This window comes from Thermosinus carboxydivorans Nor1 (assembly GCF_000169155.1).
In the GTDB taxonomy this organism is placed as follows: Bacteria; Bacillota; Negativicutes; order Sporomusales; family Thermosinaceae; genus Thermosinus; species Thermosinus carboxydivorans.
Genome location: NZ_AAWL01000001.1, coordinates 235,237 through 251,706 on the forward strand (window position 1 = coordinate 235,237; position 16,470 = coordinate 251,706).

Below are 16,470 nucleotides of genomic sequence, written 5' to 3' on the forward strand. Positions count from 1 at the left end.
CACCTCGCCATGATGTTTTCTTACAACTTTTCAAATAAGCCGCGGTCGGGGCTTTGCCAAACCGCCAGTTTCCCCTTGCTATGGCCAAATAGCGCCCGCGGCGCCGCCCAGACGGTCGCCAAAGCAGAAATAACCCAATATACAAATGGATACCAAATAACCCAAAAATAATACCATAAGATATTTTTTTCGTAGCGACGGTCAATCCATAAAGCAATCGCTGACTGGACAAGGCATAACGATACCAAAACCGCTCCCTTCCATTCCGGGAAAATCTTTGCCACCGGCAAATCATGGGGAAAAATGAAGTTCAGCAACCACAGCCCGCCAAAACTGACGAAAGCATAAGACCAACAAACGGAAATTACATATTCAATATATACCGGCCACAGCCGCCGCTGCCGCCAATCGGTCCAAATACCGGCATGGCGGCGGATTACCTCTACCCCGCCTTGGGCCCACCGCACCCTTTGCCGCCAAAGCCCTTTAAGTGTTTCCGGGACCAAAATCCAGCATAAGGCGTTGGGTTCATAGCGTACATCCCAAAAATGTTTTTCCAACTTCCAGGTAACATTAATATCATCGGTAATCATATCGATGTCCCACAAGCCGACATCTAACAGCGCCCGTTTGCGAAAAGCGGCAATTACCCCCGAAACGGTCAAAACTTTCCCTAGTATCCGCTGGGTCCGTTTAATCATGCCGATTATTGATGAATATTCACCGACTTGGATCTTGGCGATTAAACTTGTCCGGTTACGCACCCGGGGATTCCCCGTAACCGCCCCGACGCGCGGCCCGGCAACAAAATGAGCAACCAGCCAGCGCATGGCATTGGCATCCAAAAAGGCATCGGCATCCATCGCCAGAATAATTTCCCCGCGGCAAGCCATTAGCCCGTAGCGCAGCGCTGACGGCTTACCCATATTTTGCTTCATTATTAACACTCTGACCGCTGGGCATTCGGCCGCCAGTTCCAGCAAAATGCGCGGCGTGGCATCCGTACTGCCGTCATCGACAACAACAATTTCAAAGTTAGGATAATTGGACTTAAGCACACTGGCGATAGTAGCCCGGATACTCTGTTCTTCGTTGTGCGCCGGAATCAGCACCGATACCAAAGGATACTCGGCGAGCACCGGCGGCCGCCTTCGCCTCCCTGCTTCCCGCCGCAAATAAAAGTAAAAAGCGCCGACAATCCAGACAATACTCATTACTAGCGGATAATAAAAAACAAATTCGCTGAGAAACCAAATCAAATCCTTGGCAGCCATGAATAAACCCCGCTAAAAAGGCAGCTGCGCCATTTTTGATGAGTAAATGTTTAAAGGATAGTAGCCGATATTAACCGCGCCGTTTTCCTTCAATATGGCGACTTGTTTTTTCAAAACCGCCGGCGCGATCCACCGTTTTTTCTCCCAGTCATAGGCTTGCAGTTTAAATACCGTCCGCTCCGCCGCGCCAGGATAAGCCAGGGCCGCTTTGGCTAGATCGGCCAGCCACCGCTCTGGCTTTGGCACTTTTTCCAGGGCAGGATAACACATAATCACCGTGTAGTCATAGAGCTGGAGAAACTCGGCGTAATCCTGCGCTAGCCAGGCTTTGGCCTCAGGGCTTAGCACCGCGCTCGGATAAATATTGCGGGCAAACTTAGCCTGCGGGCGGTAGCGGCGCACCTCGTCCATCAACTCGGCCGTTAACTTATTCATAGCTTGCACTTTCAAATTAATCCATTCCTGCCGGACTTGCGGGTCATTTAGCGCCGCCGGCGTCAATTCACGGTTGAATTTTTCCCGGAAGGCTGCTTTGGCGGCCGGCGAAAAGTCTTCGTAATCGTTCAGATATAAATCATCCTGGAATAAAATGCCGTCAATCGGATTATAGGCGGCTAAATCGCGAAAAACTTTTTTGAGTTCGGCCGCCACGCGCGGACTAAACGGGGTAGCGCGACGGTACCAGCCCTTGTTTTTATTATCCCAAGCCGCAACCTCATCTTCCGGGTGCCCGGTAAGCAGCCATTGGCCAGCCAATGTCGGCATCCAGGCGTAGACTTGGAATTTTTCTCGATGCAAGCGCTGGATAATATGATTTAAAACGTCTTTTTTCACCGGAGCGGCGGAAGTATAAAAATATAGTTCTTGGATATTGCCCGTTCCCTGCTCATCGGCAAAGGATTGCAAAATAACGGTGTTTATTTTGGCTTTGCGCAAATAAGCGATGGCCGTTTCCAGATTTTCCGCCATTTGCTGTGGCGAAGCGTCGTAGATTAAATCGATATCCAGTTGACCTACTCTAAGGGGCGCCTGGATTTTCCCCGTTTGCACATATGGGGCGATCTTTTCAGCGGCCGGATTATTATACACTATCATCCGCCTAACCCCTAATTCGCCATGTAAGGCGGTAGCCCCATTATTTTCTAAGGTGAACAGCAGCTGAAACCCTTTTTTATAGGCTTCATCAATCGCGATTTGGGTGTATTCACCATAAGGCCAAACGAGAACCCGGCTGGGATGCCCTAAATGGCCGCTTATTACCCGTTGGGTAATCTCAAGATCGGCAGCAATGCGCTGACGGTAACTGGCTTCGCTTTCATAACTACCATCCTTATAAATAAATGTCGAAACGGCCTGCCCTAAATCACCGTCGGGATTTGCGGGCACGTACCGGTGCAAGTCATGCGTGTGCGACGCGATCGTCACCAGCCCGGATTGTTCCATCTCCCGCATTTGTTCCCATGTTACCAGCGGCCCGATACCAGCCGGCGGCTCTGTCTGAAGCCAAGAGGTAACTACCGCCAATACCGCCGGATATTTATATTCTTTAAGCAGCGGATAAACGTCGGTATAAAAAGAAAGGTAGCCATCATCAAAAGTGAGCATTACCGCTTTGTCCGGCAAGATTGCCAGCCCCTGTTTGGCTTTTAAATATTCTTCCACGCTTATTGGCTGAAAGCCGTTCGTTTTCAGCCATTCAAAATGTTCGCGCAGCCGCTCCTTAGTAACGGTATAAGGATTTCCCCGGGGATTGCCGATATCGTGATAACAAAGGACCGGCACCTCTGGCGCCGCTTGTACGCCGGCAGCGGCCCCGGAAATTGCCACAATATTTAACAGAAATACCAAACCTACTAATAAACAGCACTTTCGCAGCATGTTGGCCTCCTTACCATATCATGCGATACAAAAGGTCGAACTGGCGATAGCCGAACCGGCTACTGCCCCGGCCAAGAGCATCACCGGTTCTCGCCCCATATTCAGTTCCAAGCAGCAATAGCCGGTCAGGGCCAAAATTAAACGCTCTTTCAAGACGCAGGTAGGGGTTTAGCGCTAAAGGATCGGGATAGTCCCTGTCCCAATTTAAGGCCAGCCGCCCGTACCAATAACCATTGGGGCGGTTAATGATTAAGTCCCAGCCCAGGGCAGCCGCTTCGCGCAGCGAAGGGCTTTCGTAAACCAAGTCTTGCTTGCTATACCATGACCTGCTCCACGTTAAAAACCGCGCGAGCGACATGTTCCCACGGCTGAACAAGTTTTTGGTTTGCGCCAGGGAAAACCCGAAGGCTTGGTTTTCATCGGTGTAAAGCTCGCGGTTAAGCGTCAAGGTATAGGTATCCTTGGCATTTGCCTGATAGGTTGCGCTCAGGCTATAGCCGTCGACCATGACCGGCCCGCCGTTTAGCGGGCTTAAGGCCTGGACATCCAGCACCGGCGACCGGTAAGCGGCCAAGCTCAGCTTCAGCCGGTCGTGTACGGTATGGGCTATCCGCGCGCTCCAGGTCGCAAAAGTTGTTTGAGCATTTGTTTGTCCGTACCATAAAGTATATTCATTTTTCCCGCCGATATAGCCAATCCCAATATTATTACTATCTAAAATTTGCCGTTCGTTTGCGCCCCAGTCATTTAGCCAATAGCGGCGGCTGTCAGCCATCAGCCAATAATTGTCGCCTCCATTTTGTTCGCCATAAATTTGCCATTGCCGCGAGCTGAGCTGTTTATAACTCGTGTTATAAATATAGCGCACGTCAAGCTGCCCAAGCCGCCGCTGGTCGTACTGAGTCATAATGGCCGCTACGGCTTTGCTCTTGCCATACCGCCCGGCCAGCGCCTCATAAGCCTGCCGCGCCTTTTGATAATCATTGACGGCCAGCGCCGTTTTCAGCATTCCGGTCAGGCCAGCCGCTTCGCCGTCAGGTGTTTGCGCCAGCGCGTAATACTGCTGGTAAGCCGCCAGGTGTAGTCCGCTGCCGGCTAACGCCTCGGCGTACTGCTGCCGGTAAACGGCCTTGCCGGGATACTTTTTAACAATCAGCTCAAATAACGCTCTTCCAGGTACCAAGTGTCCGGTAGCGATAAGGGAACTAGCCTGGTTAATGGCAACGGTGGCTTTATCCGGATATATTGCCAAAAGCTCATCATATACGGCTAATCCCTCCCAAATTTTCCCTGATAGTAAAAGGTAAAAGGCCGCTAAAAACTGATAGTTTCCGTCGTCAGGGCTGCGTACGGCCAAGTGCCGATAGATGGCAATCGCTTGTTCATAGTCTTTTAGCTCAATATAGCAATCGGCTAAGGCTTGCAAACCAAAAATAGGGGCGTCAGCCAGCTTGGGCCACAATAATCCGGCCGTATAGACAGCCAGGCGGGCCTGGCGGCTGTTACGCAATGCCAAAATATAATTGCCTTCCATGTTTTTCGTAGCCGTCCGGTTGGCAATATATGGCTTCAAAGCTACTATCGCCTGCGCCGGCTGATCAAGATTGATAAACGCGGCTGCCAGCTCGCCAGCAATGCGGCGCCGCAAGGCGCTATTCGCCTCATCGTCAGGGATTAGGCGCAGCGCCATCTTATAATCAGCCGCCGCCTGAGAGTATTCCTGGCGACGCATTGAGCTGTCCGCCCGGCTTAAGTAAGCTTGAATATCTTGCTTGTTTTCCTTTAAAAGCTCATCATAAAGCTCATAGCTTTTAGCCTTGTCGCCTTTTTCCAGCCACAGCTCGGCTAGCCGCACTTTCGCCTTACGGTCACCTTGGTCCGCCACTGGCTGAATAGCAGCCATGGCCTGCTCAAGATTGCCTGTCCGGCGGTACGCGTCGCTGATATAAATGCGAACATAGTCGGGAATGTCTTGGGTCCACAGCGCTTCATAGTTTTTGATCGCCGCTTCGTTATGACCGGCCCAGGCTAAAATAGTTATATAATCAAAAGCAATGCTTAAGTCATTGGGTTCTTGTTTTTTCAGCCAGTCTAACAGCGTGATGGCCTCATCATAGTTTCCCTGCCTGGCAAGCGCCACTGCTTGCTCATGCACCTTTCGCAGCTGGGTTTGGCCACCTTCGGCCCGCAGCTTTTGCCAGTTTGCCGTTGCCGGCTTTTCCCATTTAAACATTGCCAGCGCTTGAACATAGCGCGTTTGGTAATCAGACCGGCTGGGATAATAGTTGATTATTTTTTCAAATAATGCCCGCCCCCCAATGACGTTGCCCTGGGCCAATAGCGCGACAGCATCTTCGAGTGCAATATCAGCGTATTTTTCCTGTTTAAGACTTAGCACCTTATCATATAGCTGCAATCCTTCCCATACCTGCCCGCCGTAAACAAGCGTATACGCCAAGCCAACCTGGGCCTCTAAATCGTCAGGCTGCTTGCCAACAATTGCTTGATACTCAGCCTGGGCTTGCGCGTTTTTCCCCAGCCTGGCATAACTTTCCGCCAGCAGCTTGGCGGCCTGCGCCGGCCGCGTAGCTGGTTCAGGCCAAAGCTTGGCAACCTCTTCGACGGTGCGCTCATATTGCCCGTCTTGGAAAAGCCGGTTTAAATAGTCCAGCTGCCGTCTTGTTTGCTCAGTGGTTTCCGCTTTTTTGACTTTAACCGCCTTGACAACATTGTCAGGGCTGGCCGTCTTTTCCACTACAATTGCTTCGGCTTTACTTAAGGGAGGCTGAACAGTACCGGGCTCTGCCGGCGCCGCTTCACCGGCTTTGTGTTCGGCAGCAATAATTAATGAAGTTAACGCAAACAATAGCTTTTTAATTTTCATTTGCCACCTCAAAGCTAAGCTTTGGTATTCGCCTCGCAAAACGGGTATTAGATGAAATTTTGACTTTTTTTAAAAGTTTTCCTATCCCAATGCGAATTTTTGCTAATATTTTTTTGTAAGCAAACGGAGCGGCTAAAATTAGAGCACCTCCTGCACGGAGGTGCTTACTATTTTTCATCAGCATATCCTTGCGGGTGACTCTTATGCCACTGCCAGGCGCTGGCGATGATGGTGTCCAGGTCGCTAAGGACAGGCTGCCAGCCCAGTTCGCGGCGAATGCGCGCCGAGGACGCCACCAGCACGGCTGGGTCGCCGGCGCGGCGCGGCGCCTGGCGCACCGGAAAGTCCACGCCGGTGATGGCCTTGGCCCGCTCGATCACTTCGCGCACGCTAAAACCCGTCTCTGATCCCAGGTTGTAGATTTTTGACTCTCCGCCGGCCGCCAGATGCTCGCTGGCCAGGACGTGGGCCACCGCCAGGTCGGTGACGTGGATATAGTCGCGGATGCAGGTGCCGTCCGGCGTAGGGTAATCAGTACCGTAAATCTCAACGGCCGGCCGCTGCCCCAGCGCCGTTTTTAGTATGAGGGGCACGAGATGGGTTTCCGGCGTGTGGTCCTCGCCGATCGCGCCGCCCTCCAGCGCCCCGGCGGCGTTAAAGTAGCGGAGCGATACGAACCGCAGGCCATACGCCATGGCAAAATCGGCCAGCATGCCTTCGATGACCAGCTTGGTCCGGCCGTATACGTTGGTCGGCCGGGTCGGCATATCTTCCGTGATCGGCCACTCGGCCGGCTCGCCGTACACGGCGGCGGTCGAGGAGAAAACGATTTTGCCCACGCCGCCCTCCCGCATGGCGTCTAGGAGCGCCAACGTGGCCACGACATTGTTATGATAATATTTCGCCGGCTGCTGCATGGACTCGCCCACTAAGCTATCCGCGGCAAAATGGACGACGCCTTCGATTTGGTGCTCGCGCAGCGTTTTGGTAAGCAGGTCCTGGTCGCGCAGGTCGCCGACGATCAGCGGCACCCCGGCCGGCACGGCAGCACGATGGCCTTTCGAAAGGTTATCAAACACCGTCACCGTATGGCCGGCCCGGACAAGTTCATGCACCGTATGGCTCCCAATATACCCGGCGCCGCCGGTTACTAACAGCTTCATTAGCTTTCTCCTTCTCCTTTGCCCGGCGCTTCGCTCGCCGCCGCTTCTTCGCTCGCGATGATCGGACCAACCGTCTTGATGAGGTAGCGCAAAAACTTGTCTCTGAGGTCGGGCCGCTTGAGGGCAAACTCGACGGTCGCCTCCAGATAACCCTGCTTGTCGCCGATGTCGTAGCGGCGGCCGGCGAAGTTGAAGGCGTAGACCGGCCTCATTGCCGCCAAGCGGCGCAGGGCGTCGGTCAGCTGGATCTCACCGCCGCGCCCCGGTTCGGTCTTTTCCAGGATGGCGAAAATCTCGGGTTCAATGATATAGCGGCCCAGCACGGCCAGCCGGGAGGGAGCTTCTTCCACTTTCGGCTTCTCGACCAGGTCGACGGCCCGCCACAAGTTTTCCTTCACCGGGATTGGCTTGACGATGCCGTAGCTCGAGACGCGGTTGGCCGGCACTTCCTGCACGCCGACGACCGTGCCGGGGCAATCTTCGTAGACATCAATTAGCTGCTTCAGGCAGGGCACCGGCGCGTCGATAATATCGTCGCCGAGGAGCACGGCAAACGGCTCTTGGCCCACGAACTGCTTGGCGCACAGTACGGCGTGCCCCAGCCCCCTGGCTTCTTTTTGCCGCACGTAATGGATGGTGACATTGGCCAGTTCTTCAACCAGGCCGAGGAGGTCGTATTTCCCCTGGGCTTTGAGCGTCATTTCCAGCTCGATCGCCCGGTCGAAATGGTCCTCGATGGCCCGTTTGTTGCGGCCGGTGATGATGAGGATTTCCTCGATGCCGGAGGCAATCGCCTCTTCGATGATATATTGGATCGCCGGCTTGTCGACGATGGGCAGCATCTCTTTGGGCTGCGCCTTGGTGGCCGGTAAAAACCGCGTCCCCAGCCCCGCGGCCGGAATGACGGCTTTTTTGATCCTTTGTTTTGTTTGCATAAATATCTCCTTTAATGAACCACGGAGGACGCGGAGAAAAATATTTATTTTTTAGCGCGATGTATATCGCGCCTCTGTGTCCTCTGTGGTTTAAAATTTAATCCCATCAATAAACGCCAAGAGTTCCTCCGTCTTTTCCGCGAGCAGTTCACGGTCGCCGCGGGTCTCGACGTTCAGCCGGAGCAGCGGTTCGGTGTTGGACATTTGATTTTTGGCTTTGTTTGCATAAATATCTCCTTTAATGAACCACGGAGGACGCGGAGAAAAATATTTATTTTTTAGCGCGATGTATATCGCGCCTCTGTGTCCTCTGTGGTTTAAAATTTAATCCCATCAATAAACGCCAAGAGTTCCTCCGTCTTTTCCGCGAGCAGTTCACGGTCGCAGCGGGTTTCGACGTTGAGCCGAAGGAGCGGTTCGGTGTTGGACATACGCACGTTGAACCGCCAATTCGCGTACTCGACGCTCAGGCCGTCGGTATGGTCGACGACGAGCGCGCCTGGCGCGTATTTGGCTTCCAGTGCCCGCACCACCGCGGCCCCGTCAGCCACTTCCCGGTTGATCTCGCCGCTTACCGGGTAGCAGGCCATACGCTCAGCCATCAGCTCTGATAGCGGCCGCCCATCCCGGCACATGATCTCCAGCACCAGCAGCCAAGGAATCATGCCGCTGTCGCAGTAGGCAAAGTCCTTGAAGTAGTGGTGGGCCGACATCTCGCCGCCGTAGACGGCGTCTTCAGCCCGCAGCCGCTCTTTCATGAAGGCGTGACCGGTCTTGGTCATCACCGGGATGCCGCCGGCGGCGCGGACAAGCTCGATCGTGTTCCAGGTAAGGCGCGGGTCGTGGATAATTTTGGCCCCGGGATAGCGCTTAAGCATGGCCTGGGCCAAAAAGCCGACAAGATAATAGCCCTCGATGAACTCGCCTTTCTCGTCGAACAAGAAGCAGCGATCAAAGTCGCCGTCCCAGGCAATGCCTACGTCGGCGCCCGTCCGCCGGACGACGTCGGCGGTGGCCGCCCGGTTTTCCACCAGCAGCGGATTAGGAATGCCGTTGGGGAAAGTACCGTCCGGCTCGTGGTTGACCTTGATAAACTCAAACGGCAAGTGCTTTTCCAGTGCGTCGATGATGGGGCCGGCACAGCCGTTGCCAGCGTTGACCACTACTTTGAGCGGCTTTAAGGCGCTACGGTCGATATATGTGAGCAGGTGCTCGACGTACGCGGGCAGAATGTCATGGGCCGTGACCGTGCCGCGCACGTCGGCCGGCGGCGCGAATTGGCCCGCGCCGACGCGGGCGGCCAGTTCTTTGAGCCCGCTGTCACCGCTGATGGGGCGGGCGCCTTCGCGCACCAGCTTCATGCCGTTGTAGTCCTGGGGATTGTGGCTGGCGGTGATCATGATGCCACCGTCCACCTTGAGGTGGGCGGTGGCGAAGTAGACCATCTCGGTGCCGCACACGCCAATGTCGACGACGCTACAGCCGCCGTCGGTAAGGCCGCGCACCAGCGCATCACGAAGCATCGGTCCGGACAGCCGCACGTCGCGGCCGACGACCACTTGGCGGGCACCGAATTGTTCGACAAACGCCCGGCCGATGCGGTAAGCCAGCTCCTCGTTGAGCTCGGCCGGTACCCGCCCCCGGATATCATATGCTTTAAATGCTGCTGTCGTGATTTCCATAACCACTACCTCCTTATTAATATTTTTAACCACAGAGCGCGCGGAGAATTTTATTTAAGGATACTTGCTTTAACGCAATTAACATTGCGCCTCCGTGTCCTCCACGAAAAACCTTAAACTTCAAAACATGGAATAAAGAACCGCGGAGGACACGGAGAAAATTTTTATTCAATTCTTCGCGCGATGAATATCGCGCCTCTGTGCCCTCCGTGGTTGAATAACGGTTTTCATGCTTTGTGGTGCCAATTATTGGCATGAATATCTTTGCGGTCAATTTTACATTCTCCCGTAAATGTCCTCGAACCGGACAATATCGTCCTCTTCCAGGTATTTCCCGTTCTGCACCTCGATCAGCTCGAGTGGGATGCGGCCCGGGTTTTCCAGGCGGTGCTTGGTCGACTGAGGCACAAACACGCTCTCGTTCTCATGCACCATCTGCTCAGTGTCGCCGATAGTCACTTTGGCCGTGCCGCCGATCACGATCCAGTGCTCGCTGCGGTGGTAGTGCATCTGCAGGCTGAGGCGGTGGCCGGGGTTGACGACAATTTTCTTCAGTTTGTAGCCGGGCCCCTCGCCCAGCACGGTGTAGCTGCCCCACGGCCGGTAGACGGTGGTATGTTCCTGGGCCTCGCGCCGCCCCCGGGCCTTGAGCTCGGCCACCAGGTCCTTGACTTTCTGCGACTCGCCTTTTTTGGCGACAAGGATAACGTCATCGGTTTCGACCACCAGCACGTCCTCCAGGCCGATGCCGGCAATCAGCCGGCTGTGCCCCATGAGCAGCGAACTTGCGCAGTCCAGCGCCAGACAGTCGCCCTTCACGGCGTTGCCGTCGGCGTCCTTGTCCAGGACCTCGTAAATGGCGTCCCAGGAGCCGATGTCGTTCCAGTAGCCGGTAAAAGGGATGACCGCCACTTTCTTGGACTTTTCCGCCACCGCATAGTCGATGGAAATATCGGGCATGTCGGCAAAGTGCGCCAACACCTCGCCAAACGGGCGCGCCGCCAGCTCGTATACATCCGGCTGACAGGCCTTCAGCTCGTCCATTAGACAGCCGACGGTAAAGGCGAACATGCCGGAGTTCCAGTAGTAGTTGCCTGCGGCCAGATACTTTTCCGCCGTGGCTTTATCCGGTTTTTCCTTGAACGAGTCTACTACAAACCCTGCGCCGAGCTTGGCTCCGGCCTGGATGTAGCCATAGCCTGTTTCCGGCTTGTCCGGCTTTACGCCGAACGTCACGATGCGCCCGGCCGCCGCCAGCTCGGCCGCCTGCCGGACGCTCCGGCCAAAGATTTCGACCGGCCGGACAATGTGGTCGGACGGCGTGACAAACAGCACCTCGTCCGGCTGCGCCCCCAGCTCGTCCGCACAATACCGCGCCGCCAGGGCGATCGCCGGCGCCGTGTTGCGTGCCGCCGGTTCCAGGACGACATGGGCGTCTGATGCACCAGCGGCCGCCAGCTCAGACCTAACATGATGGACATAGTCTTTATTAGTCACGACTACGATGTCGGCCGGCCTGGCCACCGCCAAAAACCGTTTGACCGTCAGCGCCAGCAGCGACATGCCGCCGTCCAGTTTCAAAAACTGCTTGGGGAAACCGGCACGAGACAAAGGAAACAGACGCGTTCCCCCGCCGCCTGCCAAGATGATGACCTTCATGCCTGCATTCCTCCTCCTTATCAGCTACATTTATTGCCAAAATTAGTATTTATAAACAAAAATTCGGGAAAAAACGTCCTTTTCCTTCCACCCCAAAATTTTCTATAGCCCCGCACACCAAAAAAGACGGCATAAACACTGCCGTCTACTCCTGAAAAGTGTAAAACCACGAAGGACGCAAAGATAATCATGCCAATAATTGGCACCACAAAAACATGAAAATAGTTATTCAACCGCGGAGAGCGCAGAGAGCGCGATTTCATCGCGCTAAAGTAAAAATACGCTCCGCGTCCTCTGTGGTTCTATAATATAAATTCAAGCGCGACAGTTGTCGCGCGAGATTAGTTAAAATAATACAAGTTAGGGAAATACCGGTCTGGTTATTAGTAAATTGAAACAAATTAGAAATAGAAGCTGCGGCGTTCATCACGGTTGAGGTTGGCGGTTTTTTCTTTTATAAGGTCTTGCCAGCGCTGCTCAAAATGCTTGTATAAGGCAGGATATTTTTTCTTGAGATATTTGACCCCGGCAGCATAATAACCGCCAATCCCGCCAAAATCCATCAGTGTTTCTTCCGCCTCATCAAGCATGTTGTCTATTACATCGTCAATCTCTTCGTCAAAAAAGTCAAATTCTTCATTTAACCACCGCATCGCCAAACCAATAAGCGGCGGGAAAATTTTTCGATCATGCTGAGCTAACTCGATTTCGCGCAGGAGGCTACTTATTGTTACCAAGCGCTGCGACAACTCTTTGCTCTCAGTATCGCTTTTGTCAGCAACCAGTGCCAGATCGATCAATATCTTCGCGGTGTCAAAATCGTTGTCGTTATAACATTTTTCGCTTTCTTTCCGCAAAATTGCGGCGATGCGGCTCAAATCTTCACGCGCGGAGAATGACTTAATAAACTTGCGCGCTTCTTTGGTAGCGCGTATCACTCGATCGCGCCAATCGACCGCGTCCGCCACCTGGATCCAGGCAACGTACAGTATTATGTCGTCCGGCGTCGGCGGTTTTTGTTCGCTAATTATCTTTTCAATCGTTACTATTAGATCGTCACCTTCACCAAGCGTTTCATATGCATCATAAAGCACATCCCACGCCGCGCACGCCTCTCGCGGATACGTTGCCAAAAACCGTTTGGCCTCAGCCAGCGCTTCGTCTTCCCACCTGGTCTGCACCAGCATTTTTATCAGGTCGCGCCATAAAGCGGGCAGCTCCTCGGGCTGGGCACGGCGGCGCATATAGTAAAACTGCCCGCACCCTTCTGCCAGCCGGCCGGTAGCAAAATACGCATACGCCAAGGCGAGGCGGGCCCCCCGGTGATCAGGATCGATAGTCACCGCCCGCTTGAGCAAAGTTATGGCATTACGGGTAATTGTCGGCTTGCTGGTCGCCTCGCGCAGCAAGTCCTCGATCGTTTCCCCGTACCGGAGGAGGATGTCATGTTCCTTGCGCTTGGCCGGATCGCGCAGCGTTTCGTAGGCCGCACGGATTTTCTGAAACTCTTCCGGATGGGTTTCCGGCGGAAATTCTTTGGTTTTGGCAATGTAGGCGCGTTTGAGCGCTGCCGGATTGGCAGCGGCGTCAACGCCAAGCAGCGCGTAATAGTCCTCTACCTCGCGTTTGGCTTTTTTGCGGCGCCTAAGCTGGGGCTTGGTTTTTGATGCCGCCTTTCGTTCAATTTCTTCACCGTAACTTTCGTCCCAAAACAGGCTTTCTTGCCTCGCCATTCTTATTCCTCCCGCAGCTCAAATTCAATGAGCGCATCGGTCACTTCGTCAATCACCTGCTGCATTGCCTCAAGATCACCACTAGCATCGGTCTGCACCAGTTTCTCTTCCAGTTTCTTAAGTTTACGCTTGGTCAGCTCATCACAATCCCGGCTAAATACCTGCACCCGCAGAAGGAGCCGCTTAATTTGATGATGCAATTTATCATATGTGTATTCTGCCGGATCGTCGTAAAGCTCTTGTACCAAATCGTCAAAATCCTCGTCGTCCTCGTTATCGTCAGCGCCTGTCTCATTCTCAGCGGCCGTGGCCTGGTCATACAACGCCTGCAGCTTGTCCAAACTCTGGCGGAATGCTTCTTCCGAGTCGCGCTGCAGCGCATCGTGCACGGTCAGGCTGGCCTCTTTGCTATTTGCCACGCATTTGGCGGTAACCTCCAGGATACCATTGAGGTTATAGCGATAGGTGACGTCTATTGGCTGGCTTTCTTCCCAGTTGGGGGGAATGCCCTTCAGGCGGAACTTGCCCAAAAAGTGGTTATGTTTAACTAACTTGTGTTCGCCTTGATAAATCTCAATCTCCGCTTCGGTCTGGCCCGGTGCGGCGGTGTAAAAGCGATGGGTCCGCGTCACCGGCACGGTGGTGTTGCGGGGAATGATCGCGTGAAATACGCCACTGCGCTCTTCACCATTGTAATTGCCAACGACGGCAATGCCTAGCGAAAATGGTGCGACATCGGTAACAACCATGCCGCTGTCGGCTAGTATCCCTGCCTTAAGCCCGGCCTGCACCGCCGCCCCCAGCGCCACGGCTTCATCCGGATGAATATCGCAGCGCGGCTCCTTTTTGAAAAATTCAGTAATCAGCTCCCGCACCCGGGGAATACGAGTCGAACCGCCGACCAGCAGCACGTCGTGAATGTCGCCGGGAGTAAGGCCGGCATCGGCCAATACCTGCCGCACGCAGTCAATCGTTTCCGCCAGCAGGTCGTCGATGAGGGCGACAAACTCGCGGCGGGTTATGGTGGTCGACAGGCCGACCGGCTGATCATCTTTCATGGTGACTAGCGGCAGGTGGATTTCGACTTTGTCGACGGTCGATAATTCTTTTTTAATGCGCTCGGCCTGTTCTTTGAGCAGGCTTTTGGCCCGCAAATCCTTCATAGGGTTGACGCCATGAGCTTTACGAATTTTGTCGGCCAACCACTCGGCCAGCCGCCAGTCAAAATCCTCCCCGCCCAAATGGTTGTTGCCGGCCGAAGCCTTTACTTCCAAAATACCGCTCATCATTTCCACAATCGACACGTCAAACGTGCCGCCGCCCAGGTCATACACCAGGATGTGCTTATCTTCCTCCAGCCGCTCCAGGCCAAATGCCATGGCCGCCGCCGTCGGCTCGTTGATAATCCGCTCGACGATAAAGCCGGCCAGTTCACCGGCCTGTTTGGTCGCCCGGCGCTGTTCATCGGTAAAATAGGCCGGGACGGTGATGACCGCCTCTTTTTCGCCGGGTCCAAATTTAGCATCGACATAACTTTTGAGTTCACGCAAGATCATTGCCGAGATTTCTTGGGGTAAAAACTGCTGCCCAGCCATGGTGACCGGCTCGGTCGAACCCATTTTGCGCTTAACGGCAGCGACGACCCGGTCAGGCATAGCAATCTGCGCCGCCCGGGCCGTTTCGCCGACATGCACTTTGCCGTCCAGGCCGATCATGACCACCGAGGGGATGATGCGCTGTCCCTGCGGCGATGGGATAATCTCCGGTTTGCCATTATTAATGTAAGCAACCGCCGAGTTGGTTGTCCCCAGGTCAATGCCTACAATCGGTCGCGCATAACTAGTCATGTGCCCTTTCTCCCTCCTGATAGGTAATTACTTCCGCCTTGCGCACCACCTGGCCGGCGCCGTCGCAAAACCCACGCCTGACGACCTCGGCCACTTCATATGGCACGGCATTTTGCGTTGGCTGTTGGCGGCGGATGCTGCCGACCGCAATGGCTACCTCCGGATCAAATGTCTGGCCGGTGACGTTTAGCTCATAAAGGCCGACCGCCGCCAGCGCGGCCACCAGCCGCTCGGCCCAGGCCGCCAATAGGTCACGCCAGGCAGCAGCCGCTTCGCCGTTTAGTCCGGCGCAGGCCCGATCCAATTCGTCAAGTTGCTGCAATAATATATCAACTAAGTATTGCCGCTGCCAAACAAGTGACTGTACTGTTTCCTCCCGCACCACGGTTTCGGCCTGGGCGGCCGCCAGTGCTGCCAGGCGCTGGTCCACATCGGCCAGCCTGCCGGTTATTTCCTGGCTTGATTTATATTGCAACCGGGCCAGTTTGGCAAGTTGATCGCTTATATCCTGCCGCTTGTCGGCATCGGCTGACAACTGCTCGCTTAAATTGGTCAAAGCGTATTGGATCGCCGCTAATTGCCCCGCCAGTTGTTCGTACTGCACATCGTCTTTATTCTTACGCCAAAAAAATAAACCCATTGGCACCTTCCCTTCATTTCTTTCCTTAATTATAGCAAAAAACGGCACAATTCGCGCCGTTTTTTTGCTTTTTTACAATTTAAGAACCCGCTCCTGCATGCGCGCCAGCCAGTTTGCCAAAATCGCGCGGTAGGCCGGCAGACGGCTATGAATAGCCACTGCCAACGGCTCGTTGTAAGTATGAACCGTTAAATTGCGGTCATCGGCCATGAGCAGTGCGGTTTGGGCTTCTTCATCAGTCAAAATGCCTACTTCCCGGCAATGCCGGATCACGCCTTTAGGTGACGCTACATCAACTCCTTCCAACGTAAACAGGTAGTCTTTAGCCGCCTTCCACACCGCTTCAAACGTAAATTCAAATCGTTGGATGGCGGCATCGCGCTCAACAAGTGTCGGCTGCTCGATGGCCAGCGTTTCTTCAAGCCGCGTCAAGGTTCTGGCGGCTAATTCAAGCCGCTGGTGTATTCTCGCCACAGTATCCCTTCCTCTCTCACTTTAGCCGCCAGCTCAGGCGCCGACGCGGCTAGATCAACCAAATCCACACGGTACGGCACGGGCGCCTCGTCGAGCCTTTCGCGAGCACTAGCAAAAACACTGCGGGCCACGCGGCCATCGTGTTCAACCGCGATATCGATGTCCGACGACCGTCGCTCTTCGCCACGGGCCCACGAACCGAACAGATAAATCCGCACCGGCTGGCCGGCAAAGCAATCGGTCACTATTTTTTTGACCATAGCCAATATTTGTTCCCTGGCATCGGTCTTGTCCATTCCTA

Annotated in this window: 13 protein-coding genes; all 13 read right to left on the reverse strand. The window is 54.3% G+C overall.

Annotated features, from left to right (window positions below; all coding sequences use genetic code 11):
• Positions 1-20 precede the first annotated feature (20 nt).
• The 13 genes from pgaC to TCARDRAFT_RS01075 all read right to left on the reverse strand — a co-directional run bounded on the left by pgaC (position 21) and on the right by TCARDRAFT_RS01075 (position 16,465).
• The gene (pgaC, locus tag TCARDRAFT_RS01010; protein ID WP_007288141.1) at positions 21-1,274 is read right to left on the reverse strand and encodes a poly-beta-1,6-N-acetyl-D-glucosamine synthase; all 1,254 of its coding nucleotides are present in this window, start codon (positions 1,272-1,274) and stop codon (positions 21-23) included.
• 12 nt (positions 1,275-1,286) lie between these two features.
• Positions 1,287-3,152, reverse strand: coding sequence for a poly-beta-1,6-N-acetyl-D-glucosamine N-deacetylase PgaB (gene pgaB / locus TCARDRAFT_RS01015; RefSeq protein ID WP_007288142.1), 1,866 nt, complete (start codon positions 3,150-3,152; stop codon positions 1,287-1,289).
• Between the two features lie 10 nt (positions 3,153-3,162).
• Positions 3,163-6,036 (reverse strand): tetratricopeptide repeat protein, encoded by a 2,874-nt coding sequence (locus TCARDRAFT_RS01020; RefSeq protein WP_007288143.1) that lies wholly within the window; start codon positions 6,034-6,036, stop codon positions 3,163-3,165.
• A complete protein-coding gene (locus TCARDRAFT_RS01025) occupies positions 6,026-6,214 on the reverse strand; it encodes a hypothetical protein (protein WP_040682879.1) in 189 nt (62 codons plus the stop codon). Before TCARDRAFT_RS01025 ends, TCARDRAFT_RS01020 begins: the two co-directional genes overlap by 11 nt.
• The gene (gene galE / locus TCARDRAFT_RS01030) at positions 6,204-7,199 is read right to left on the reverse strand and encodes a UDP-glucose 4-epimerase GalE (RefSeq protein WP_007288144.1); all 996 of its coding nucleotides are present in this window, start codon (positions 7,197-7,199) and stop codon (positions 6,204-6,206) included. The genes TCARDRAFT_RS01025 and galE overlap by 11 nt, the downstream gene beginning before the upstream one ends.
• Complete coding sequence (gene galU / locus TCARDRAFT_RS01035; RefSeq protein WP_007288145.1) at positions 7,199-8,134, reverse strand: UTP--glucose-1-phosphate uridylyltransferase GalU; 936 nt, start codon at positions 8,132-8,134, stop codon at positions 7,199-7,201. The genes galE and galU overlap by 1 nt, the downstream gene beginning before the upstream one ends.
• A 317-nt stretch (positions 8,135-8,451) precedes the next feature.
• Positions 8,452-9,816 (reverse strand): phosphohexomutase domain-containing protein, encoded by a 1,365-nt coding sequence (locus TCARDRAFT_RS01040; protein WP_007288147.1) that lies wholly within the window; start codon positions 9,814-9,816, stop codon positions 8,452-8,454.
• Positions 9,817-10,092: 276 nt separating this feature from the next.
• Positions 10,093-11,475: a mannose-1-phosphate guanylyltransferase/mannose-6-phosphate isomerase gene (locus TCARDRAFT_RS01050; protein ID WP_007288148.1), complete on the reverse strand. Its 1,383-nt coding sequence runs from the start codon at positions 11,473-11,475 to the stop codon at positions 10,093-10,095.
• 401 nt (positions 11,476-11,876) lie between these two features.
• On the reverse strand, positions 11,877-13,208 hold the full coding sequence (locus tag TCARDRAFT_RS14470) for a DnaJ domain-containing protein (RefSeq protein WP_007288149.1): 1,332 nt from the start codon (positions 13,206-13,208) through the stop codon (positions 11,877-11,879).
• Positions 13,209-13,210: 2 nt separating this feature from the next.
• On the reverse strand, positions 13,211-15,055 hold the full coding sequence (locus tag TCARDRAFT_RS01060) for an Hsp70 family protein (RefSeq protein WP_007288150.1): 1,845 nt from the start codon (positions 15,053-15,055) through the stop codon (positions 13,211-13,213).
• Complete coding sequence (gene grpE, locus TCARDRAFT_RS01065) at positions 15,048-15,695, reverse strand: nucleotide exchange factor GrpE (protein ID WP_007288151.1); 648 nt, start codon at positions 15,693-15,695, stop codon at positions 15,048-15,050. Before grpE ends, TCARDRAFT_RS01060 begins: the two co-directional genes overlap by 8 nt.
• Positions 15,696-15,767: 72 nt before the next feature.
• Positions 15,768-16,169, reverse strand: a complete 402-nt coding sequence (locus TCARDRAFT_RS01070; RefSeq protein ID WP_007288152.1) for an HI0074 family nucleotidyltransferase substrate-binding subunit — start codon at positions 16,167-16,169, stop codon at positions 15,768-15,770.
• On the reverse strand, positions 16,139-16,465 hold the full coding sequence (locus tag TCARDRAFT_RS01075) for a nucleotidyltransferase family protein (protein ID WP_007288153.1): 327 nt from the start codon (positions 16,463-16,465) through the stop codon (positions 16,139-16,141). The genes TCARDRAFT_RS01070 and TCARDRAFT_RS01075 overlap by 31 nt, the downstream gene beginning before the upstream one ends.
• Positions 16,466-16,470 lie beyond the last annotated feature (5 nt).

Coding starts and splice junctions, on each gene's coding strand:
- TCARDRAFT_RS01040 (WP_007288147.1), bottom strand. CDS start 9,816: ATGGAAATCACGACAGCAGCATTTAAAGCATATGATATCCGGGGGCGG.
- TCARDRAFT_RS01075 (WP_007288153.1), bottom strand. CDS start 16,465: ATGGACAAGACCGATGCCAGGGAACAAATATTGGCTATGGTCAAAAAA.
- TCARDRAFT_RS01060 (WP_007288150.1), bottom strand. CDS start 15,055: ATGACTAGTTATGCGCGACCGATTGTAGGCATTGACCTGGGGACAACC.
- TCARDRAFT_RS01020 (WP_007288143.1), bottom strand. CDS start 6,036: ATGAAAATTAAAAAGCTATTGTTTGCGTTAACTTCATTAATTATTGCT.
- pgaC (WP_007288141.1), bottom strand. CDS start 1,274: ATGGCTGCCAAGGATTTGATTTGGTTTCTCAGCGAATTTGTTTTTTAT.
- grpE (WP_007288151.1), bottom strand. CDS start 15,695: ATGGGTTTATTTTTTTGGCGTAAGAATAAAGACGATGTGCAGTACGAA.
- TCARDRAFT_RS01050 (WP_007288148.1), bottom strand. CDS start 11,475: ATGAAGGTCATCATCTTGGCAGGCGGCGGGGGAACGCGTCTGTTTCCT.
- galE (WP_007288144.1), bottom strand. CDS start 7,199: ATGAAGCTGTTAGTAACCGGCGGCGCCGGGTATATTGGGAGCCATACG.
- pgaB (WP_007288142.1), bottom strand. CDS start 3,152: ATGCTGCGAAAGTGCTGTTTATTAGTAGGTTTGGTATTTCTGTTAAAT.
- galU (WP_007288145.1), bottom strand. CDS start 8,134: ATGCAAACAAAACAAAGGATCAAAAAAGCCGTCATTCCGGCCGCGGGG.
- TCARDRAFT_RS01025 (WP_040682879.1), bottom strand. CDS start 6,214: ATGAAAAATAGTAAGCACCTCCGTGCAGGAGGTGCTCTAATTTTAGCC.
- TCARDRAFT_RS14470 (WP_007288149.1), bottom strand. CDS start 13,208: ATGGCGAGGCAAGAAAGCCTGTTTTGGGACGAAAGTTACGGTGAAGAA.